Below are 20206 nucleotides of genomic sequence, written 5' to 3' on the forward strand. Positions count from 1 at the left end.
ACAATAGCGAGGCTGACCCGCTACAGGTGCACCAGCGCGGTCATCGGGGAAACGCCCAGGGTGGTCAGCATCGCCGTGCCGTCGGTGGCATCCGCGCCACCGGCCAGCACCCGGGTGCGGGCCGCCTGATAGACGCACCCCGCGGCATCGAAAGTGGCCGCGGTGGACAGCAATCGGTCCCGATCCTTGGTCAGCAGCGCCTCGGCCCGGTCGATGATGGCCGCGGCGACCGGGTTTCCGGCGGCGGTGAGGCGCGCCTGATCGAAGTCCTCTGACGCATCGCTGTTTCCGGCCAGTACCGCGGCCTCGGCATGCAGGGCGAGGTACCAGGGGAGCCAGGCGCCCGGGACGCGGGTGGTCGCTTCGCCCGGGGTGAGTTCGGTGCGTTCGAGGGCGTCTTCGGGCTGGCCGTGGTGGAGCATCAGGAGGGCGTCGAAGACGGCCTGGTAGCCGTCGGCGTCGGCGGGTGGGGTGCCGAGTTGCTGGAGGACGCCGGTCCATTCGCGTTCGGCGTCGAAGTCGTCGCGGAGGCCGTGGATCATTCGGACGCCGGCGACGGCGGCGCCGAGGGCGGAGCGGGCGGGGCGGTCCTCGCGGTGCCAGGCCTCGAGGAAGCGGGCGCCGTGGGCGAGGACGTCGTCGACATTGCCGGCCAGGGCCTCGGCGACCAGGAGGCGGCTGGTGGCGGTGTGGCCGACCTCGGCGAGCATGGGGTGTTCGGCCAGTTGCCGGCCCCAGCGCCGGGCACCGGCGAGATCGCCTGCGCCGAGGCCGAATTCGGCGGCCTGGCCGAGGGCGTCCATCAGTTCGTGGGTGCCCACCGGGTTGTCGGGAGTGGTGGACAGCAGCCGGATTCGCTTGCGGGCCGTGGCGGCGGCGGCCCTGACGTCCCCGGCGGCGCTCTGGGCGGCGGCGAGGGCGTCCAGTGCGGCGGATTCGGCGAACAGGTCGCGGGTGGCGTGGGCCAGTTCGACGGCCTGCTCGACCTGCGACATCGCTTCGGCGGCAGTCACTTCGGCGGTGCCCTGCGGCGCGTTGAACGGATTGGCGAAGACTGTCGCCTCGGCCGAGGCGATGGCGGACCGGGCCGCCGCCACCCGGGTGTCATCCCCGCCCGCGGCGGTGTCGGCCAGCTGCCGGGCCTCGGTGATGAGCGCCGCCGCGTCCTGCCGGGTGGGGAGCTGCACGAACTTGCCCCAGAAGCGGTAGGCATCCGAGGCCGCGGTGGCCAGGTCGATGGCCGCGGCGGCGGGATCACCGGCGCGCTGGGCGAATTCGGCGGCGGAGCGGTGCAGGCGGTACATGTCGTCGCCGTTGCCGCCGCAGCCCGCCGCGGCGGCCGACTGACGGAGCAGGTCGGCGGCGACAGCGGGGTCATCGGCGAGATAGGCGGCTTGTTCGTGGCGCCATTGGGATTCGCCGGTGTGATGGCGGGCGAAGAGCAGGTGTCCGAAGCCACGGGCCAGGGCGAAAGCGTCGGCCCGCTGGTCCGGGCGTTCGAAGGCCCAGCCGAGGGCGGCGCGGAAATCGTCCGCGGCGATATCGAATCGGGGCCGCCAGCCGTCGCGAACGGAAACCAGCTCGGTGGCCTCCGCCGCGCACCAGCGCAGGTGGGCGGCGCGGGCGTCGTCGATCTCACCGGCGGCGTCGAGCTGTTCGAGGCCGTACTGGCGGATGGTCTCGAGGGCGCGGAACCGGGTTCCGGTCGGGGTGTCGGTGACGACCAGCAGGCTCTGCTCGGCCAGCCGCGCCAATCCTGCCGCGACCGTGCCTTTGTCGAGGTTCGCGGCCGCGGCGGCCCCCTCGACGGGGAAGGCGGCCATGAACACCGAGATCCGGCGCAGCAGGGTGCGGTCCTCGGGTTCGAGCAGGGCGTGGCTCCAGTCCAGGGCGGCGCGAACCGAGCGGTGCCGGTCGTCGGCGCGGGCGCCGCCCGACAGCATGCGCAGCTGGTCGTCCAAACCCGCGGTGAGGCCGTCCAATCCGAGGGAGGTCCAGCGGGCGGCGGCCAGTTCGATGGCCAGGGCCACGCCGTCGAGGCGACCGCAGAACGCGGCCACCTGGTCGCGCAGCGCGTGGTTGGGCGGCCAGCCGCCGGCGGCCGCGCGGTCCATGAACAGGGCGACGGCGTCCGAATCACCTTCTCCGGCAAGCGACATGGGCGGCACGGTGTAGGCGTGTTCGAACGGCACCAGCAGGCGGGCGCGGCTGGTGGCCAGCACGCGCATGCCGGGACAGGTGGCCAGCAGCTCTTCGATGAAGGGGGCCACGCCGTCGCGGACGTGTTCGCAATTGTCCAGGACCAGCAGGGCATTGCGGTCGGCGAGCGCGGCCAGCACGGCGCGGTCGAAGGGGCGGCCGGGCTGTTCGCCGACGCCGAGGGCCATGGCGACGGTGCCCGCGACCACGCAGGTGTCGGGGCTGGCCAGCGGCACCAGGTCGACGAACCACACGCCGTCGGCGAAATCGGCGGCCAGCTCGGCGGCGACGGCGAGGGCCAGCCGGGTCTTGCCGACGCCACCCGGTCCGACCGCGGTCACCTGACGCTGGGTCCGGAGCAGTTCGGCGAGTTCGGCGCGTTCGCGGGTGCGGCCGATGAACGAGGTCAACGGTTTCGGCAGCACGGGCGCGGCCTGCGGGCTCGCGGTGCGGGTGGCGGCCGCGTGCTGGGCCAGGGCCCGGCGGTCGGGCACGTCGAGTTTGCGCAGCAGCGAGGAGACGTGGCTCTCCACCGTGCGCACCGAGATGAACAGTCGCGCACCGATCTCGGCATTGCTGAGGTGCTCGCCCACCAGGGCCAGCACCTCGGCTTCGCGGGTGGAGATTTCCAACGTCACAGCCATGAACCCAGTCTGCCGTATGGGATGGGCCGCGGCGGTACGGGCGGGCTCGGTGTCGCTCTCCGTGGTGGATTCCGTGGTCGCCACGGATGTGACCGAGGGGCCCCGGAGGCGAAGCTGGAAGCACACCGAACGAACACCCTCTCACCAGGAGAAACAATGACCACCCAGGGCATCAAGACCGTGCTGCACCCCGTCGCCGACCTGGCCGCCGCCAAGACCGTGTACGCCGCTCTGCTGGGCCTCGAGCCGCAGACCGACTCCCCCTACTACGTCGGCTTCGAGACCGAGGGCCAGCACATCGGCCTGGTCCCGGCGGGCAGTCCGCAGAGCCCGGAATCCCCCGTCTCCTACTGGCACGTCGCGGACATCGAGGCCAAGGTCGCGGCGCTCACCGCCGCGGGCGCCACGGTGCAGCAGGCCGCCCGCGAGGTCGGTGGTGGCCGCCTGGTCGCGACCGTGACCGACCTCGACGGCAATGTCCTGGGCCTCATCCAGGACAACTGATCCTCCCCCACTCCCAGTTCTCCCCCACTCCCGCAAAGGAATCCAGACATGGCCACCAAGAACCCCGCCGAGAAGACCGCCGTCGGTTTCAGCGCCGACGAGCGCGCCGCCATGAAAGCCCATGCCGAGGAACTGAAGACCGCCGCCCGCCGCCGTAACTCCCGCTCCGCCAAGGCCGACGGCGAGCAGGACGTGCTGGCCAAGATCGCCGAGATGGACGACGCCGACCGCGCGATCGCCGACCGCCTGCACGCCCTGGTCAAGTCCATCGCCCCCGAGCTCGGCGCGAAGACCTGGTACGGCATGCCGTCCTACACCCGCGACGGCAAGATCGTGTTCTTCTTCCAGCCCGCCGCCAAGTTCAAGTACCGCTACGCCATCCTGGGCTTCAACGATGCCGCCAACCTGGACGACGGCGAGATGTGGCCGGTCAACTATGCGCTGACCACCATGAACTCCGCCACCGAGGCTCGCGTCACCGAACTCGTGCGGCAGGCCCTGAGCTAGCCCTCGCAGCGTCGAAACACCCACGGGCGAACTTTCCCCGGCCGGATTCGAATCCTTTTCCGGCCGGGGACGCTCTTATGGTGGTGACTGTACGAATCCCAGTGAGAGAGCAGGACGTGGAACGCGGCTGGGCCGGTGAGCAACTGGTGACGGCGGCCCAGAACGGTGACCGGGAGGCGATCGCCGCCGTCGTGTACGGCGCGCACCCGCATGTGCGCAGGTTCGCGCAGCACCTGTGCGCCTCCGACACCGATGCCGAGGACGCCACGCAGGAAGCGCTGATCATCCTGTACCGCAAGATCGGCACGCTGCGCGCGACCACCGCGCTGGCGTCGTGGATGTTCCGCATCGTCCGCAACGAGTGCCTGCGCCGGGCACGCCGAGTCCTGGACCACGCGCCGCGGATCGAGGCCGGCGACGTCGTCCTCTCCGCCGAGGACGAGGTGCTGCGGCGGCTGGACGCCGACCAGCTGGCCGAGGCGATCACGGCGCTGCCCGAGGTGCAGCGCCGGGTGCTGATCATGCGCGATGTGCTGGGCTATCCCGGCCGCGCGACCGCCGACGCGCTCGGATTGAGCACCGCGGCAATGAAATCGCAGCTGCACCGCGCCCGCGCCGCGGTCCGCCAGGGTCTCGACGACCTCCGCTGACCGCCGGGCCGAACGCGCCACCGGTCATCGCACGCCATCCGGCCATCTCGTACCACCCCATGCGAAGGGACGCTCCGTCATGCTCACCACCGAACACCCCGCGCCGAACCTGGACCTGATCGATACCGCCGGACAGCCCTGGCGGCTGTCGGACAGCCGCGACGCGCGCGGCACCCTGCTGTATTTCATGCGCTCGACCTCGTGCCCGATCTGCAACCGGCACGTCCGTGATCTCATCGCGCGGCGCGACTTCTTCGACGACGAGAACATCCGGGTCGTGATCGTCGTGCCCGAGGATCGCGACACCGCCCTGGCCTGGAAGACCAAGCACGCCATACCGTTCGCCGTCCTGACCGGTTCGAACGGCGACCCGCACGAGTCGGTCGGCCTGACCCGGCGGATGTTCGGTTCGATGCGGCAGTCGGGCACGGTGCTCGTCGACTCCCGGGGCACCGTCCGCCACGCCCACGGTGCGACCATGCCGGTCAGCAGCTACGACCGGAAGGGCATCACCGCCGCCGTCCTCGCCCTGCGGGACACGCGGAATTAAATGGGATGCGGCGGATGCGGGCCTGTGGTTAGAGTGCTCGGCATGTGGCTGTTCCTGTTCTCCTGAGCGCGATTCGCGTCTGACGCCCGGCGGTCTGTCGTCTCGACCGCCCGTGGCTTTCCCGATTCCGACCGGCATCCGATCCGGTTAGTCGGTCACGCATATTTCTAGGAGGACTTGTGCCCGAGCACTTCTCGCTGCCCGAAAACGCTGCGTCGCCTGCAATTCCCGCGTCACCTGTAATTCCCGCGTCGCCCGACATCCCTGTCGAGGCTCCCGCGGAGCGTCAACTCTCGCGGGCCGAACGGCGCGGCAAGGGCGCACGCAAACAACACGATCGCGACGGCAAGGTGCACGACTCCGGTCGCGCGTCCGTGCCCGCCGCGAAACACATGAATTACCGTCGCGGATGACGAACGGCCCGTGGGGTTCCGGAAAAGGAACCCCACGGGCCGTTTCGTCGATCAGCTGTCGCCCGGGTGGGTCAGCCCAGCCAGGCGCGCTGGGTGGCGGCCGTGCCGCGCACCTCTTCGAGCTGCTTGGCGACCTGGGTTCCGGCGGTGCCGCCGCGCGCGTTGCGGGAGGCGATGGAGCCCTGCACCGTCAGCACCTCACGCACGGCGGGGGTGAGCCCCGGGTCGACGGCCGCGAACTCCGCGTCGGTCAGCTCGTCCAGGCCGACGCCGCGCGCCTCGGCGGCGCGGACGCAGCCGCCCGCGGCCTCGTGCGCGACGCGGAACGGAACGCCTTGGCGGACCAGCCATTCGGCGATGTCGGTGGCCAGGGTGAAGCCCGCCGGGGCCAGCTCGGCCATGCGGTCGGTGTGGAAGGTCAGGGTGGAGACCAGGCCCGCGATGGCGGGCAGCAGCAGCTCGAGCTGGGCGACCGAGTCGAAGACCGGTTCCTTGTCTTCCTGCAGGTCACGGTTGTAGGCCAGCGGCTGCGCCTTCAGCGTGGCCAGCAAACCGGTCAGGTTGCCGATGAGGCGACCGGCCTTGCCCCGGGTCAGCTCCGAGACGTCGGGGTTCTTCTTCTGCGGCATGATCGACGAGCCGGTGGACCAGGCATCGGCCAGCGTGATGTAACCGAATTCCGGTGTGCTCCAGATGATCACCTCTTCGGCCATGCGGCTGAGGTCGACGGCGATCATGGACAGCACGAACGCGGCCTCGGCGGCGAAGTCGCGCGAGGAGGTGGCGTCGATGGAGTTCGCGGCCGAGGAGTCGAAGTTCAGTTCGGCGGCGATGGCTTCCGGATCCAGGCCCAGCGAGGAGCCCGCCAGCGCGCCGGAACCGTAGGGCGACACCGCGGCCCGCTTGTCGAAATCGCGGATCCGGTCGATGTCGCGCAGCAGCGGATGCGCGTGCGCGAGCAGGTGGTGGGCCAGCAGCACCGGCTGGGCGGCCTGCAGGTGGGTCTTGCCGGGCATGACCGCGTCGGGGTGCGCGGCGGCCTGCGCGACGATGGCGTCGACCACGTCCAGCACGCCGGCGGCGATGTGCCGCACCGCGTCCCGCAGCCACATGCGGAACAGCGTGGCCACCTGATCGTTGCGGGAGCGGCCCGCGCGCAGCCGCCCGCCGAGCTCGGTGCCGACCCGGTCGATCAGGCCGCGCTCGAGCGCGCCGTGCACGTCTTCATCCGATTCCAGCGGCCCGAACGCACCCGACGCCACATCGGCAGCCAGCTGATCCAGCCCGGCCAGCATGCCCTCCAGATCCGGCGCCGAGAGCAGCCCGGCCTTGTGCAGCACGCGCGCGTGCGCCTTGGAGGCGCGGATGTCGTACGGCGCGAGCGCCCAGTCGAAGTGTGTCGACTTGCTCAGCGCCGCCATCGCCGCGGCGGGACCGGACGCGAAGCGTCCACCCCACAGCGCGCCTTCATTGGTGCTGCCGCCCTGGCTCATAGCGTGTCGTCTCCTCGGGGTCGGAGTGCGGTCATCAGAATGTGGTGGCCCATACCGGCCTTGGCCGTCTCCGGGACGGTACGGCCGCGGTCCTCGAGCAGCGTGACCGGGTCGCCCTCGGTCACCAGCCACTGGTGCATGGCGAACCAGGTGCGGGGGTCCTTGCGGTCCTCCCACGGGTAGAACAGGTTTTCCAGGTCGATCTTCACCCCGGCGTCGGCCATCACCTTGGCGCGGCGTTCCCGGAACTGGTCGGCCATGTCCTTGTCGGTGCCGAGGTTCAACGCCACCCGGCTGCCGGGCGCGCTGAGTTCGGCCACCTGCTCGAGCAGCTTGTCCTGGGCGTGGCCGGGCAGGTACCGCAGCAGCCCCTCCGCCAGCCAGGCGGTCGGCTCGCCGGGTTCGAAACCCTTGTCCAGCAGGGCTTTCGGCCAGTCCTGCCGCAGGTCGATCGCCACTTCGCGGCGGTCGGCGGCGGGTTCGTCGCCGGCCAGCGCTCGGGCCTTGAACGCCAGTACCTTCGGCTGATCCAGTTCGAAGATGCGGGTGCCCTCGGGCCATTCGAGCCGGTAGGCGCGGGCGTCGAGCCCGGCGGCCAGGATCACGATCTGCCGGATCCCGGCGCGCTGGACGGCGGCGAAGTACTCGTCGAAGTAGATCGTGCGGGCGATCAGGACGCTGCCCATCGACCAGTTGCTCAGGTCGGTGTCCTCGCCGCCCTGCTCGCTGTCGCCGAGGTCGCGCATCCCGGCCATGAGGTTGTTCCAGCCGTCGGAGCCGACGGCGCTCACCAGTTTCGCGGCGTACGGATCCTGGAACAGCGCGTCCTCGCGCCCGCTCTCGTGGGCGCGCAGGGCGGCGACGCCGAGGGCGGTCGCGCCCACACTCTCCGTGATGTCCCAACTGTCGTCATCGGTTCGCATGGGCGCGTCTCCTTCGGCCGGGTGCGTGCACTGCCCGGATCGACGCTACTACTTGCTGTTGAGGTCCCGTCGGGCCGCGACCTTGGAGGACAGGCCGTGGATCTGGACGAAGCCCTTGGCCAGCGACTGGTCGAAGGTGTCGCCCTCGTCGTAGGTGGCCAGGTTGAAGTCGTAGAGCGACTCGTCGGAGCGACGGCCGTTGACGACCACGCTGCCGCCGTGCAGCACCATGCGGATCTCACCGGAGACGTGCTGCTGGGTGTCCTGCACGAACGCGTCGAGGGCGCGCTTGAGCGGGGAGAACCACAGGCCGTCGTACACCAGCTCGCCCCAGCGCTGCTCGACCTGGCGCTTGTAGCGGCCCAGCTCGCGCTCGACGGTGACGGCTTCCATCTCCTGGTGGGCCGCGATCAGCGCGATGGCGCCGGGCGCCTCGTAGATCTCACGGCTCTTGATGCCGACGAGCCGGTCCTCGACCATGTCCAGACGGCCCACGCCCTGACGGCCGGCGCGCTGGTTCAGCTCGGTGATGGCCTCGAGCATGGTGACCGGGCGGCCGTCGATGGCGACCGGGACACCCTTGTCGAAGGTGATGATGAGCTCGTCGGGCGCCTCGAAGTTGACGGTCGGGTCGACGGTGTAGTCGTAGACGTCCTTGGTCGGGGCGTTCCACAGGTCCTCGAGGAAGCCGGTCTCGACCGCGCGGCCCCACAGGTTCTGGTCGATGGAGAACGGCGACTTCTTGCTCACGTTGATCGGCAGCTTGTTCTCGCCGGCGAACTCGATGGCCTTCTCACGGGTCCAGGCGTAGTCGCGGACCGGGGCGATGACCTTCAGGTCGGGGGCGAGCGCGCCGATGCCGACCTCGAAGCGGACCTGGTCGTTACCCTTGCCGGTGCAGCCGTGCGAGACGGTGTCGGCGCCGTGGTACTCGGCGGCCTCGACCAGGTGCTTGACGATCAGCGGCCGGGAGATGGCCGAGACCAGCGGGTAGCGGCCCATGTAGAGGGCGTTGGCCTGCACGGTGGGCAGGCAGTACTCGTTGGCGAACTCGTCGCGGGCGTCCACGACGATGGACTCGACCGCGCCGCAGTCCAGCGCGCGCTGGCGCACGTCGTTCATGTCCTCGCCGCCCTGGCCGAGATCGATGGCGACGGCGACGACCTCGGCGCCGGTCTCCTTACCGATCCAGCTGATGGCGACCGATGTGTCCAGTCCGCCGGAGTAGGCGAGTACGACGCGCTTGGTCATAGTCCGTGTGCTCCTCATTAGTCCGTTTAGGCCCTCGGCCGGTGCGCTGCCCGCGGTCCCTACCCGGTCCCCTGGTGCGCTCCGTCGTCCTGCAAATGATTATGCATGACGATGCAATCCCATTCATAACCGGGGTCCCCGCCTGCGCCTATCGCGGCCAGGAGTCTTGCACCGACCCCCGAACAGGAATACAGTACGTACGTACGGTTTGGTAAATTCGACGATGCGGAGGAACCCATGTGGGACCCGGCCACCTACCTCGCCTTCGACGACCTGCGCGCACGCCCGTTCTTCGATCTGGTCAACCGCGTCCGAGCCGACCGCCCCCGCCGCGTGGCCGACGTGGGCTGCGGCCCCGGCAATCTCACCGCCGCCCTCCCCGAGCGCTGGCCCGACGCCACCATCGAAGCGTTCGACTCCTCCCCCGAAATGGTCGCCGCCGCACGCGAACACGGCATCGACGCCACCGTCGCCGACGTCCGCGACTGGCACCCCGCCCCCGACACCGACGTGGTGGTCACCAACGCGGTCCTGCAATGGGTCCCGGACCACCTTGCCCTGCTGCCGAAATGGATCGACGCGCTCCCCGGCGGCGCGTGGCTGGCCCTCCAGGTGCCCGGAAACTTCGACGCCCCTTCGCATGTCGCGATCCGCGACGTCGCATCCTCACCACGCTGGCGCGAGCGGCTGTCGGCCGCAGGCATTCTCGACCGCCACGCCGTCCCCGACGCCGCCGGATACGCGTCCGTCCTGGCCGCCGCCGGCTGCGCGGTCGACGCCTGGGAAACCACCTACCTCCAGCCCCTGACCGGCGAAGACCCGGTCCTGCACTGGATTACGGGCACCGCCCTGCGCCCGGTCCGCGACACCCTCGACGACCGCGAATGGCAGGACTTCCGCGCCGACCTCGCCCCGATCCTGCGCGACGCCTACCCGCGCAACCCCGACGGCACGACATGGCTGCCGTTCCGCCGCGTCTTCGCGGTGGCGCACAAGGTCTCCGCGGTCGCGCACGAAGGCTGAGTGACCGCTCAGGCCAGCTGTTCGATCTTGGCGGCGAGTTCGGCGCCGGTCATGGGTTCGCGGGCGATGACGGCGATGGTGTCGTCGCCGGCGATGGTGCCGACGACCTCCGGAAGGGCGGCCCGATCCAGCGCACTCGCCAGGAAGTGGGCCGCGCCCGGCGGGGTGCGCAGGACCGCGATATTGCCGCTGGCGTCCGTGGAGACCAGCAGGTCGCCGAGGAGTTTCGAGAGGCGTTCGGTACCGCCGGTGACGCCGCGGACGGGGCTGCCGTCCTCGGGGACCACGTAGACGCCCGCGCCGCCGTCGGCGGCGCGGAGCTTCACCGCGCCCAGTTCGTCGAGGTCGCGGGAGAGGGTGGCCTGGGTGGTGTCGATGCCCTCGCCGGAGAGCAGCGCCGCCAGTTCGGACTGGCTGCGGACCTCGTGCTGAGCGAGGATGGCGACGATGCGGGCTTGCCGGCCCGCGCGCGTGCGTGCGATGGCCGCACCGGACTTACCCGAAGCCGGTGCGGCCGTGCGTCGTTCGCCGCTGCTCACCTGTCGCCTCGCGCGAATCGTTCCAGCAGCCAGACCAGCAGGGCCTTCTGGGCGTGCAGGCGGTTCTCGGCCTCGTCCCAGACCGCGCTGTGCGGGCCGTCGAGGACCTCGTCGGTGATTTCCTCGCCGCGGTGGGCCGGAAGACAGTGCAGCACCGTCACATCCGCGGCCGCGCGGGCCAGCAGCTCGGCGTTGACCTGGAACGGGCGGAACGGGGCGACGCGGTCGCGGCCGTCGTTCTCCTGGCCCATGGAGGTCCAGGTGTCGGTGACCAGGGCGTCGGCGCCCTCGACGGCGGCGAGCGGGTCGTGGGTGAGGGTGATGGTCGCGCCGGTCTCGGCGGCCCGCTTCTGGGCGGCGTCCACGATCCAGCCGAAGGGCTCGAAACCCTCGGGGGCGGCGATGGTGACGTTCATGCCCGCGGTGACGCCGCCCAGCATGAGCGAGTGCGCCATATTGTTCGCGCCGTCACCCAGGAAGGTGAGGTTGCGGCCGGTCAGGTCGTCGCCCTTACGCTCGCGCAGGGTCTGCAGGTCGGCCAGCACCTGGCACGGGTGGAACTCGTTGGACAGCGCGTTGACGACCGGAACCGTTGCGGCGCCGGCCATCTCGTCCAGACGGGCCTGTTCGAAGGTGCGCCACACGATGGCGTCGACGTAGCGGGAGAGCACGCGGCCGGTGTCGGCGAGGGTCTCCTCGCGGCCCAGCTGGGTGTCGCGGCCGTCCACCACCACGGCGTGACCGCCGAGCTGGGCGATGCCCATCTCGAAGGAGAAGCGGGTGCGGGTCGAGTTCTTCTCGAACATCACCGCGACGCCGCGCGGGCCTTCCAGGGGCTTGCGGGCCAGCGGCGCGGCCTTCAATTCCGCGGCCAGGGCGAGGATCTCGGCCTGTTCGGCGGGGGTGACGTCGTCGTCGCGCAGGAAATGCCGGATGGTCACTTGGACTCCTTCTGGGCCTGGGCGGCATCGAGGATGCCGGGCAGGTCGGACAGGAAGTTCTCGGCCTGGGTCTCGGTGAGCACCAGGGGCGGAGCGAGCCGGATCACGTTGGGCTTGGCGGGATTCAGCAGATATCCGGCCTCGCGGGCGGCGAGATCGACCTCGGCGGAGACGTCGTCGGTCAACTGGATGCCGATGAGCAGGCCCGCGCCGCGCACGTGATCCACCAGCGGGTGCCCGAGGTGCTCGATGCCGTCGACGAGGATCTTGCCGACCTTCTCCACGTGCGAGAGCAAACCCTCTTCGTCGATGGTCCGCAACACGGCGAGAGCGGCCGCCGCGCACACCGGGTTGCCGCCGAAGGTGGTGCCGTGCATGCCCGGCTGCAGCAGATCCGCGGCCGGGCCCTGGGCCAGCACCGCGCCGATGGGCAGACCGCCGCCGAGTCCCTTGGCCAGGGTGATGACGTCGGGGACGATGCCCGCGGCCTGGTGGGCGTAGAACGCGCCGGTGCGGCCGATGCCGGTCTGCACCTCGTCCAGGATCAGCAGCGCGCCTTGGTCCTTGGTGATGGCGCGGGCCTTGGCCAGGTAGTCGGCCGGGGGCACCACGACGCCGCTCTCGCCCATGATGGGTTCGAGGAAGACCGCGGCGGTGTCCTTGTCGACGGCGGCGGCCAGCGCGAGCGCGTCACCGTAGGGCACGTGCACGACGCCGGCGGGCATGGGCTCGAACGGTTCCCGCTTGGACGGCTGGCCGGTGAGCGCGAGCGCGCCCATGGTGCGGCCGTGGAACGCCTCCTCGCAGGCGACGATCTTGGTGCGCCCGGTCAGCCGCGCCATCTTGAACGCGGCCTCGTTGGCCTCGGTGCCGGAGTTGCAGAAGAACGCCTTGCCGTGACCGTCGCCGAAGTGCGCGAGCAGCCGCTCGGCGAGCTCGATGACCGGTTCGGACGCATAGAGATTCGACACGTGGCCGAGGGTGCCCAGTTGCTGGGTGACGGCCGACAGGATGGCCGGGTGCGCGTGGCCGAGGCTGTTGACCGCGATGCCGCCCAGGAAATCGAGGTAGCGCTTGCCGTCGGCGTCGTAGACCACCGCGCCCGCGCCGCGCACCAGCGCGACCTTCGGGGTGCCGTAGTTGTTCATCAGGGCGGTCTGCCACCGCTGCTGAATGTCGGCTGTACTCATGAGATCTCCTGTGCGGGGGTGACCATCGTGCCGATGCCCTCCCCGGTGAACAGTTCCAGCAGGACCGAGTGCGCGACACGCCCGTCGATCACGTGCGCGGTCGGGACGCCGCCCTCGACGGCGCGCAGGCAGGCTTCCATCTTCGGGACCATGCCCTCGTCCAGCGACGGCAGCAACTTGACCAACTCGTCGGTGTCGATGCGGCTGGTCAGCGAGGACCGGTCGGGCCAATTCGTGTACAGGCCCTCGACATCGGTGAGGATGACGAGCTTCTCCGCGCCGATGCCCTCGGCGAGCGCGGCCGCGGCGGTGTCGGCGTTGATGTTGTGCACCACGCCGTCCGCGTCGGGGGCGATGGTGGACACCACCGGAATCCGGCCCGCCGCGATCAGATCCAGCACGGCCGAGGGTTCCACGGAGGTGACGTCGCCGACCAGCCCGATATCGGTGGCCTCGCCGTCGACCTGCACGGTGCGGCGGGTGGCGGTGAACAGGTGCGCGTCCTCACCCGAGATGCCGACCGCGTACGGGCCGTGGGCGTTGATGAGCCCCACCAGTTCCCGGCCCACCTGCCCGAACAGCACCATCCGGACCACGTCCATGACCTCGGGGGTGGTGACCCGGAAGCCGCCGCGGAATTCGCCGGTCATGCCGAGCTTCTTCAGCATGGCGCTGATCTGCGGCCCGCCGCCGTGCACCACCACCGGGTGCACGCCGACCGTGCGCAGGAACGCCATGTCGGCGGCGAAGGCGCGCTTGAGGTCGTCGTCGATCATGGCGTTGCCGCCGTACTTCACGACGACGATCTTGTCGCGGAACTTCTGCAGCCACGGCAGCGCGTCGGCGAGGACGTGCGCCTTGTCGAGGGCCGAAAGCTGTTTCACCACATCGCTCATGAGCTGTAGGCCGAGTTCTCTTCGACGTATCCGTGCGACAGGTCGGTGGTGCGGACGGTGGCCTCGCCGTCGCCGAGGTTCAGTTCCACCAGCACCTGGATGTCGGGGCCGGACAGGTCCACCTCGCGCGCGCCGGGCGCGCCCGCGCCGTCGATGCACACCGGGGATCCGTTGAACGACACCGAGACCCGGTTCGGATCCAGTTCGATGGGCGCGATGCCGATCGAGGCCAGCACCCGGCCCCAGTTCGGGTCGGAGCCGAAGAAGGCGGTCTTGACCAGGCTGTCGCGAGCCAGGGCCCGCGCGCCGATCAGCGCCTCGTCCTCGCTGATCGCGCCCTTGACGGTGATGTGCACGCGCTTGGTGACACCCTCCGCGTCGGACATGAGCTGCTCGGCGAGGTCGTCGCAGACCGCGAGCACGGCCGCGTTCAGGTCGGCCTGGCTCGGGGTGACCCCCGACGCGCCGTTGGCCAGCAGCAGCACGGTGTCATTGGTGGAGCAGGAACCGTCCACGTCGAGGCGGTCGAAGGTGTAGCGGGTGGCGTTGCGCAGCGCCTCGTCCAGCTGGTCCGGGGTGGCGGCCGCGTCGGTGGTGAGCACCACCAGCATGGTGGCCAGCGACGGCGCGAGCATGCCCGCGCCCTTGGCCATACCGCCGACGTTCCACTTGTCCTGGTGGTGGAAGGCGGTCTCCTTCGGCACCGTGTCGGTGGTCATGATGGCGCGCGCGGCCTCGGCGCCGCCGGACAGGCCACCGCCCATCTCGTGCACGATCTCGGTGACGGCGGGGATCAGCTTGTCCATGGGCAGCCGGTCACCGATCAGACCGGTGGAACAGACGGCGATCTCACCGGCGCCGGTCTCGGTTCCCCAGTTGCTCAACGCCTTCGCGAGTTCCTCGGCCGTGGTGTGGGTGTCCTGGAAGCCGCCGGGGCCGGTGCAGGCGTTGGCGCCGCCGGAGTTCAGGATGACGGCGCGCAGATGCCCGCCGGTCAGCACCTGCTGCGACCACAGCACCGGTGCGGCCTTGACCTTGTTGCGGGTGAACACGCCCGCGGCCGCGTAATCGGGGCCCTCGTTGAACACGAGCGCCAGGTCGGGCTTGCCGCTCTTCTTGATGCCCGCCGTGATGCCGGCCGCCCGGAAGCCCAGCGGCGCGGTGACGCCCTGCGACCGCACCAGCTTGCCGTTCCCCACAGCCTCGCTGTCGTTGCTGACGTTGTCGTTGCTCACGGTGCCACTCCTACGGTGGAAAGTCCTGCGGTCTCGTCGATTCCGAGGGCCAGGTTCATCGATTGCACCGCGGCCCCGGCGGTGCCCTTGGTCAGGTTGTCGATCGCGCCGATGACCACCAGCAGTCCGGCGTCGGTGTCCACGGTGACCTGGAGGGTGACGGCGTTGGAGCCGAGCACCGAACCGGTCTGCGGGAGCACGCCTTCGGGCAGCAGGTGCACGAAAGGCTCGTCGGCGTACGCCTTCTCGTAGACGGCCCGGGCCTGGGCGGCGTCCACGGTGGTGGGGGCGGTGCAGGTGGCGAGGATGCCGCGCGGCAGCGGGGCCAGCACGGGGGTGAACGACACGCTCACGTCGGCATCGGCTGCGCCTCCGGACAGCTGGGCGGCCTTCAGGTTCTGCGCGATCTCGGGGGTGTGCCGGTGCGCGCCCGCGATGCTGTAGGCCCGCATCGAGCCCATCACCTCGGAGCCGAGCAGGCCCACGTCGAGTTTGCGGCCCGCGCCCGAAGTGCCGCTCACCGCAACCACATTCACCCGAGGTTCGATGATGCCCGCCGCGACGGCCGGGGCCAGCGCGAGACTCGACACGGTGGGATAGCAGCCGGGGACGGCGATCCGGGTGGCGCCGCGCAGCTTGTCGCGGCCGCCCGGCAGTTCGGGCAGCCCGTAGGGCCAGTGGCCGGCGTGCGGGGTGCCGTAGTACTTCTCCCAGGCCGCGCCGTCGGTGAGCCGGAAGTCGGCGCCGCAGTCGATGATGATCGTGGAGTCCGGCAAGGCCGTGGCGATCGCCGCGGACTGGCCGTGCGGCAGGCCGAGGAAGACCACGTCGTGGCCGGAGAGTTCCTCGACGGTGGTGGGCGCGAGGACCCGGTCGGCGAGCGGCAGCAGGTGAGGCTGCAGCTCACCGAGGGTGGTGCCGGCGTTGGAGCCCGCGGTCAGCGCCCCGATCTCGAGGTGCCCGCTTCGGTAGGCGGGGTGTCCGAGGAGCAGGCGCAGCACTTCACCGCCCGCGTAGCCGCTCGCACCAGCTACCGCGACCCGTAGGGGCCCGTTCGAGGTATCCACCATGTGATGATTATGCACGACTGTGCAAGCTCATTCACAACCGGGCGGAAATCTGACAGGACGCGCCGCTTACGGCACACTCGACAACGCCATGTACGACGACGCCACCCAGCCGCTGCCGGTTGTCGGCCCCCAGTCGGGCCGCTCTCACCGGGCACCGGAGACGCCGAATCCCGCCCCCCGCCGCTCGCGGCGCGCCCAGGGTGACTCGAAGCCCCCGCGCGCGGGCCGCCGTCGTACCGAGGGTCGGAGCGGCGGCGGCGAGAAGCCGGGCAGCGGCGGCAACCGCCGCGAGCGCACCCCCGCCGAGCGCGAGCGCGACAAGAAGCTGCGCCTGGCCGGACGCGGTGCCATGGCCATGGTCGCGGCGGGCGTGATGGGCATCACCGGTGTCGTCTGGTACGGCGAGACCACCCTGGACCAGGGCTTCACCCGCTCCGGCGCGATTTCGCCCGAGGACGTGAACCTCGACGGCGACATCAACATGCTGCTGATCGGTCTGGACACCCGAAAAGACCTGAACGGCAACGATCTCCCCAAGGAGATCCTCGACCAGCTGCACGCCGGCGACGGCACCGAGGGCGGCTACAACGCCAATTCGCTGATCCTGGTGCACATTCCGAAGGACCTCAAGCACATCGTCGCGTTCTCCATCCCGCGCGACGACTATGTGCCGGTGCAGGGCATTCCGGGCTACGACCACGCCAAGATCAAGGAGTCGTACGGCCTCAAGAAGTACACGGTCGAGGAGAAACTCAAGGCCAAGGGCATGGCCGAGGGTCCCGAACTGGAGCGGCAGGGCCGGGAAGCCGGGCGTGCCAGCATCGTTCAGACCGTGAAGGCGCTGACCGGCGTCCCGATCAACCGGTTCGCGGAGATCTCGCTGGCGGGGTTCTACGATCTGGCGACCGCGCTCGGCGGCGTCGACGTGTGCCTCAACCATGCAGTGGACGACAGCTACTACTCGGGCGCGCAGTTCCCGGCGGGACCGCAGCACCTGGACGGTTCGGACGCGCTGGCGTTCGTGCGGCAGCGGCACGGCCTGGAGAACGGCGACCTGGACCGCACCCACCGGCAGCAGGCGTTCCTGACCTCGGTCGCGAACTCCATGAAAAGCTCTGGCACGCTGACCAATCCGGGTCGGCTCAAGGCGCTGATCGATGTGGCGCACAAGGACGTGGTGCTCTCCGACGGCTGGAGCCTCACCGACTTCGCCACCACCCTGGGCCGCGCGGACTCGCCGTCGGTGGAGTTCCGCACGCTGCCGGTGCTGCGCTACGACAATGTCGACGGCCAGGACGTGAACGTCATCGATCCGGTGGCGATCAAGAAGACGGTGCGCGAGGCGTTCGGCGTCTCGACTCCGGCCGCGCCCAGCGCCCCGCTCGTCACCCCCACCTCGACGCTGGACGTGGTCAACGCCAGCGGCACCCCCGGCCAGGCGGCGAAGGTGTCGAAGCTGCTGACCGCCAAGGGATTCCCGGCCGGTGAGGTCGCCAACGCCTCCTACGCCGACGGCACCAGCTCGACCGTGTATTACGGCACCGGCGGCGACACCGACGCCAAGCAGGTGTCGGAGATGTTCGGCGGCCTACCGGTCAGCCCGTCGACGTCGGTGTCGGCGGGGCATGTGAAGCTGGTCGTCGGCAGCGACCTCGAGATCCCGACGTCCCTGGACCCGACGGCGACCGCCACCACCCCGACCACCACCGCCAACGGCTCCAGCACCAGCCAGGCCGCGACCTCGGACACGACCACCTCGGACGCGCCCGACTCCGGCAAGCCGGTGACCACCACCATCGGCTCGAAGATCCCCTGCGTGAACTGATCTCACCCGCGTGACCTGATATCGCCGCGACCCGCGTGACCCACCGTCGACGAACGGAGTGCCGCCATGACGAAGACCGAGCTCTTCCGCAGTCTGCACCACGGTGACCGCCCGCTGGTCCTGCCCAACGCGTGGGACTACGGGTCGGCGGCCATGCTCGCCGAGGCGGGATTCCCGGCGCTGGGCACCACCAGCCTGGGCGTCGCCGCCGGGGCCGGACTGCCCGACGGCACCGCCGCCACGCGGACCGAAACCCTCGCTCTGGCCCGGCGGCTCGGACGGCTGACCATCCCGGTCACCGTGGACATCGAGGGCGGGTTCAGCACCGACGCCCGCGAGGTGGCCGAGTTCTGTGCGGAGCTCGCGCACGCGGGGATCTCGGGAATCAATCTGGAGGACAGCCGATCCAATACGGCGTTGGCGGATCCTCGCGAGCAGGGCGAGCTGATCGCGGCGGTGAAGGCTCGCGTGCCCGAGTTGTTCGTCAACGCGCGCACCGACACCTACTGGCTCGGCATCGACGCGGACTCCACGCTGGAACGGGTCCAGCATTACGAGAAGTGTGGTGCGGACGGCATTTTCGTGCCGGGGATCACCGACGCCGAGGGGATTCGTGCCCTCACGGCGGCGTTGAGCGCGCCGTTGAACATCCTGTTCTCCCCTGCCGGGCTGACGGTGGCCGAGCTGGGCGGCTTGGGTGTCCGGCGCATCAGCACGGGGTCGCTGCTGTACCGCGCGGCACTGGCGGCCGCGGTGCATACGGCGGAATCCGTGGCCCACGGTCATCCGCTGGTCGCCGAAATACCCAGTTACGCAACGATTCAGCGCGTCCTGGAGCCTTAGGCTCCGCAGCGAGCGGTCACCGAGCGAGCACGCGCGTCAGTTCAGCGGTCCGCAGCTTGTCCGGATTACGGATCGCATACAGCCCGGTGATGCGGTCGCCGCTGGTTTCGATCAGCTGCACGGTGTCGAGTAGTCCATCCGTGGTGCACAGTAGGACGGCGGGCAGTGCGTTGTACGTGCCGAACTCGACGGTCATGTCCGCGATGCCGTTCCGCGCCAGCCGCACCAGGTAGATCGCGACCCGCTCCGCGCCCGCGACGGGCTTCCGGGCCGCGGTGACCTTGCCGCCGCCGTCGGAGATCTGCACCACGTCCGGCGCGAGGACATCCATCAGCGTCTGCGTATCGCCGGTCTGTGTGGCCAGCAGGAACCGTTCGATCACCGCCCGGCTCGTCTCGGTGTCGGGTTCGAACCGCTTGCGGCGTTCCCGTACGTGCGCGCGAGCCCGATGCGCGATCTGCCGCACGGTGGCATCGGATTTGCCCACCATCCCGGCGATTTCGACGAAACTGTGCCCGAACACTTCCGACAGCACGAACACCGCCCGCTCGGTCGGCCCGAGGGTTTCGAGCACCAGCAGCATGGCCATCGACACCGATTCCGCCAGCAGCACATCGTGTTCGGTGTAGGCGTCGGTGCGGATGGGTTCGGGCAGCCAGCTGCCCACGTATTCCTCACGCCGCCGGCGCACCGTCCGCAGATGGTTCAGCGCCTGCCGTGTCACGACCGTGGTCAGATACGCGCGCGGGTTCTCGACTCGTTCCCGGTCCGTGTCCCGCCACCGGAGGTAGCTGTCCTGCACCACGTCCTCGGCGTCGGCGGCGCTCCCGAGCAGTTGGTAGGCGACCGTGAACAATAACGGTCGCAGCCCATCGAACTCGTCCACTCCGGCCGGCCGATCCGTGTCCGTCCCCATCCCCGAAGCCTAGCCAGTAGGCCTCGCGTCAACTCGCTGGACACCATGTACAGTCAGTTTCGAACGCCCACCGTCCCGAGGGGAATCCAATGACCGGCGCCGATCCCGGCAAGCTGACCCTGATGGGCCGCTTCAACTTCTACTCCAGCACCTATCTGGGCGGGGTGGCCCGCTTCTACGCTCGCGTGCACCGTCGTCTCTACACGCGTTTCGGCGGCACCCGGTTCGCCACTCTCTTCGGCGACCCTGTCTTCGAGCTGACGGTGCCCGGCCGCAAGTCCGGCGAGCCTCGGCCGGTCATGTTGATGCTCGTCCGGTCCGGCGATGATCTGCTGGTGTGTGGTTCCAATGGTGGTAACCCCGGTGTGCCCAACTGGTGGAAGAACCTTCTGGCCACCGACAAGGCTCAGGTTCGGATCGGGCGCGAGAGCTTTCCGGTCACGTATCGGGTGGTTACCGATTCCGCTGAATACGACGCGCACTGGCGCACTCTCGCTGCCACCTACCCCCACTTCGATACCTACCGGGCGCTGAGTCCGCGGCAGTTCCCGATCGCTGTTCTCAGCCGTGCGTAGGTAAGACTGACGCCCGCAT

The 20206-nt window shown here is 70.0% G+C and carries 20 protein-coding genes; 9 read left to right on the forward strand and 11 right to left on the reverse strand.

The window, feature by feature from the left end; translation table 11 throughout:
* Positions 1-20: 20 nt before the first annotated feature.
* Positions 21-2843 carry an ATP-binding protein gene (locus tag ACQP06_RS23370; protein ID WP_433666621.1) on the reverse strand — a complete coding sequence of 941 codons (2823 nt, stop codon included), beginning with the start codon at positions 2841-2843 and terminating at the stop codon, positions 21-23.
* 156 nt (positions 2844-2999) lie between these two features.
* On the opposite strand from ACQP06_RS23370, the gene ACQP06_RS23375 reads away from it, so the two are divergent.
* The 5 genes from ACQP06_RS23375 (at position 3000) to ACQP06_RS23395 (ending at position 5467) form a co-directional block, all read left to right on the forward strand.
* Entirely contained in the window at positions 3000-3347 is a 348-nt protein-coding gene (locus tag ACQP06_RS23375) for a VOC family protein (protein WP_433666622.1), read from the forward strand.
* A gap of 48 nt (positions 3348-3395) precedes the next feature.
* Positions 3396-3854 (forward strand): iron chaperone, encoded by a 459-nt coding sequence (locus ACQP06_RS23380; RefSeq protein WP_433666623.1) that lies wholly within the window; start codon positions 3396-3398, stop codon positions 3852-3854.
* 101 nt (positions 3855-3955) lie between these two features.
* A complete protein-coding gene (locus ACQP06_RS23385) occupies positions 3956-4504 on the forward strand; it encodes an RNA polymerase sigma factor (protein ID WP_433666624.1) in 549 nt (182 codons plus the stop codon).
* Positions 4505-4583: 79 nt separating this feature from the next.
* Positions 4584-5054 (forward strand): peroxiredoxin family protein, encoded by a 471-nt coding sequence (locus tag ACQP06_RS23390; protein ID WP_433666626.1) that lies wholly within the window; start codon positions 4584-4586, stop codon positions 5052-5054.
* Between the two features lie 179 nt (positions 5055-5233).
* Positions 5234-5467 carry a hypothetical protein gene (locus ACQP06_RS23395; protein ID WP_433666628.1) on the forward strand — a complete coding sequence of 78 codons (234 nt, stop codon included), beginning with the start codon at positions 5234-5236 and terminating at the stop codon, positions 5465-5467.
* Between the two features lie 71 nt (positions 5468-5538).
* On the opposite strand, the gene argH is transcribed toward ACQP06_RS23395, so the two are convergent.
* The 3 genes from argH to ACQP06_RS23410 are packed head-to-tail and all read right to left on the reverse strand — an operon-like array spanning position 5539 to position 9134.
* Positions 5539-6960, reverse strand: coding sequence for an argininosuccinate lyase (argH, locus tag ACQP06_RS23400; protein ID WP_433666630.1), 1422 nt, complete (start codon positions 6958-6960; stop codon positions 5539-5541).
* Positions 6957-7883, reverse strand: a complete 927-nt coding sequence (locus ACQP06_RS23405; protein ID WP_433666632.1) for an SAM-dependent methyltransferase — start codon at positions 7881-7883, stop codon at positions 6957-6959. The genes argH and ACQP06_RS23405 overlap by 4 nt, the downstream gene beginning before the upstream one ends.
* A 48-nt stretch (positions 7884-7931) precedes the next feature.
* Positions 7932-9134, reverse strand: coding sequence for an argininosuccinate synthase (locus ACQP06_RS23410; RefSeq protein ID WP_433666634.1), 1203 nt, complete (start codon positions 9132-9134; stop codon positions 7932-7934).
* 237 nt (positions 9135-9371) lie between these two features.
* Here ACQP06_RS23410 and ACQP06_RS23415 point away from each other — a divergent pair, with 237 nt between their 5' ends.
* The gene (locus tag ACQP06_RS23415; protein ID WP_433666636.1) at positions 9372-10157 is read left to right on the forward strand and encodes a trans-aconitate 2-methyltransferase; all 786 of its coding nucleotides are present in this window, start codon (positions 9372-9374) and stop codon (positions 10155-10157) included.
* A gap of 8 nt (positions 10158-10165) precedes the next feature.
* On the opposite strand, the gene ACQP06_RS23420 is transcribed toward ACQP06_RS23415, so the two are convergent.
* Genes ACQP06_RS23420 through argC form a run of 6 tightly spaced genes read right to left on the reverse strand, consistent with a single transcriptional unit; the run spans position 10166 to position 16028 of the window.
* On the reverse strand, positions 10166-10696 hold the full coding sequence (locus tag ACQP06_RS23420) for an arginine repressor (RefSeq protein WP_357097067.1): 531 nt from the start codon (positions 10694-10696) through the stop codon (positions 10166-10168).
* Positions 10693-11637, reverse strand: a complete 945-nt coding sequence (gene argF / locus ACQP06_RS23425) for an ornithine carbamoyltransferase (RefSeq protein ID WP_357097069.1) — start codon at positions 11635-11637, stop codon at positions 10693-10695. The genes ACQP06_RS23420 and argF overlap by 4 nt, the downstream gene beginning before the upstream one ends.
* Complete coding sequence (locus ACQP06_RS23430) at positions 11634-12827, reverse strand: acetylornithine transaminase (protein ID WP_379276844.1); 1194 nt, start codon at positions 12825-12827, stop codon at positions 11634-11636. The genes argF and ACQP06_RS23430 overlap by 4 nt, the downstream gene beginning before the upstream one ends.
* The gene (gene argB / locus ACQP06_RS23435) at positions 12824-13723 is read right to left on the reverse strand and encodes an acetylglutamate kinase (protein ID WP_433666639.1); all 900 of its coding nucleotides are present in this window, start codon (positions 13721-13723) and stop codon (positions 12824-12826) included. The genes ACQP06_RS23430 and argB overlap by 4 nt, the downstream gene beginning before the upstream one ends.
* Entirely contained in the window at positions 13720-14922 is a 1203-nt protein-coding gene (gene argJ / locus ACQP06_RS23440; RefSeq protein WP_433673413.1) for a bifunctional glutamate N-acetyltransferase/amino-acid acetyltransferase ArgJ, read from the reverse strand. The genes argB and argJ overlap by 4 nt, the downstream gene beginning before the upstream one ends.
* A gap of 32 nt (positions 14923-14954) precedes the next feature.
* Positions 14955-16028 carry an N-acetyl-gamma-glutamyl-phosphate reductase gene (argC, locus tag ACQP06_RS23445; protein WP_433666640.1) on the reverse strand — a complete coding sequence of 358 codons (1074 nt, stop codon included), beginning with the start codon at positions 16026-16028 and terminating at the stop codon, positions 14955-14957.
* A gap of 88 nt (positions 16029-16116) precedes the next feature.
* On the opposite strand from argC, the gene ACQP06_RS23450 reads away from it, so the two are divergent.
* Together ACQP06_RS23450 and ACQP06_RS23455 are read left to right on the forward strand one after the other, a co-directional pair.
* Positions 16117-17853: an LCP family protein gene (locus ACQP06_RS23450; RefSeq protein ID WP_433666641.1), complete on the forward strand. Its 1737-nt coding sequence runs from the start codon at positions 16117-16119 to the stop codon at positions 17851-17853.
* A gap of 66 nt (positions 17854-17919) precedes the next feature.
* Positions 17920-18696, forward strand: a complete 777-nt coding sequence (locus ACQP06_RS23455) for an isocitrate lyase/PEP mutase family protein (RefSeq protein WP_433666642.1) — start codon at positions 17920-17922, stop codon at positions 18694-18696.
* A gap of 16 nt (positions 18697-18712) precedes the next feature.
* On the opposite strand, the gene ACQP06_RS23460 is transcribed toward ACQP06_RS23455, so the two are convergent.
* A complete protein-coding gene (locus tag ACQP06_RS23460; protein ID WP_433666643.1) occupies positions 18713-19612 on the reverse strand; it encodes an RNA polymerase sigma-70 factor in 900 nt (299 codons plus the stop codon).
* 89 nt (positions 19613-19701) lie between these two features.
* On the opposite strand from ACQP06_RS23460, the gene ACQP06_RS23465 reads away from it, so the two are divergent.
* The gene (locus ACQP06_RS23465) at positions 19702-20187 is read left to right on the forward strand and encodes a nitroreductase/quinone reductase family protein (RefSeq protein WP_433666644.1); all 486 of its coding nucleotides are present in this window, start codon (positions 19702-19704) and stop codon (positions 20185-20187) included.
* Positions 20188-20206 lie beyond the last annotated feature (19 nt).

The organism is Nocardia sp. CA-136227 (assembly GCF_050955695.1).
Classification (GTDB): domain Bacteria; phylum Actinomycetota; class Actinomycetes; order Mycobacteriales; family Mycobacteriaceae; genus Nocardia.

Excerpts from the sequence above, each read along its gene's own strand:
- argB (WP_433666639.1), bottom strand. The coding sequence starts at position 13,723 with ATGAGCGATGTGGTGAAACAGCTTTCGGCCCTCGACAAGGCGCACGTC.
- ACQP06_RS23415 (WP_433666636.1), top strand. The coding sequence starts at position 9,372 with ATGTGGGACCCGGCCACCTACCTCGCCTTCGACGACCTGCGCGCACGC.
- argC (WP_433666640.1), bottom strand. The coding sequence starts at position 16,028 with ATGGTGGATACCTCGAACGGGCCCCTACGGGTCGCGGTAGCTGGTGCG.
- ACQP06_RS23410 (WP_433666634.1), bottom strand. The coding sequence starts at position 9,134 with ATGACCAAGCGCGTCGTACTCGCCTACTCCGGCGGACTGGACACATCG.
- ACQP06_RS23405 (WP_433666632.1), bottom strand. The coding sequence starts at position 7,883 with ATGCGAACCGATGACGACAGTTGGGACATCACGGAGAGTGTGGGCGCG.
- ACQP06_RS23460 (WP_433666643.1), bottom strand. The coding sequence starts at position 19,612 with ATGGGGACGGACACGGATCGGCCGGCCGGAGTGGACGAGTTCGATGGG.
- ACQP06_RS23390 (WP_433666626.1), top strand. The coding sequence starts at position 4,584 with ATGCTCACCACCGAACACCCCGCGCCGAACCTGGACCTGATCGATACC.
- argH (WP_433666630.1), bottom strand. The coding sequence starts at position 6,960 with ATGAGCCAGGGCGGCAGCACCAATGAAGGCGCGCTGTGGGGTGGACGC.
- ACQP06_RS23430 (WP_379276844.1), bottom strand. The coding sequence starts at position 12,827 with ATGAGTACAGCCGACATTCAGCAGCGGTGGCAGACCGCCCTGATGAAC.
- ACQP06_RS23380 (WP_433666623.1), top strand. The coding sequence starts at position 3,396 with ATGGCCACCAAGAACCCCGCCGAGAAGACCGCCGTCGGTTTCAGCGCC.
- ACQP06_RS23375 (WP_433666622.1), top strand. The coding sequence starts at position 3,000 with ATGACCACCCAGGGCATCAAGACCGTGCTGCACCCCGTCGCCGACCTG.
- ACQP06_RS23455 (WP_433666642.1), top strand. The coding sequence starts at position 17,920 with ATGACGAAGACCGAGCTCTTCCGCAGTCTGCACCACGGTGACCGCCCG.
- ACQP06_RS23450 (WP_433666641.1), top strand. The coding sequence starts at position 16,117 with ATGTACGACGACGCCACCCAGCCGCTGCCGGTTGTCGGCCCCCAGTCG.
- ACQP06_RS23370 (WP_433666621.1), bottom strand. The coding sequence starts at position 2,843 with ATGGCTGTGACGTTGGAAATCTCCACCCGCGAAGCCGAGGTGCTGGCC.
- ACQP06_RS23465 (WP_433666644.1), top strand. The coding sequence starts at position 19,702 with ATGACCGGCGCCGATCCCGGCAAGCTGACCCTGATGGGCCGCTTCAAC.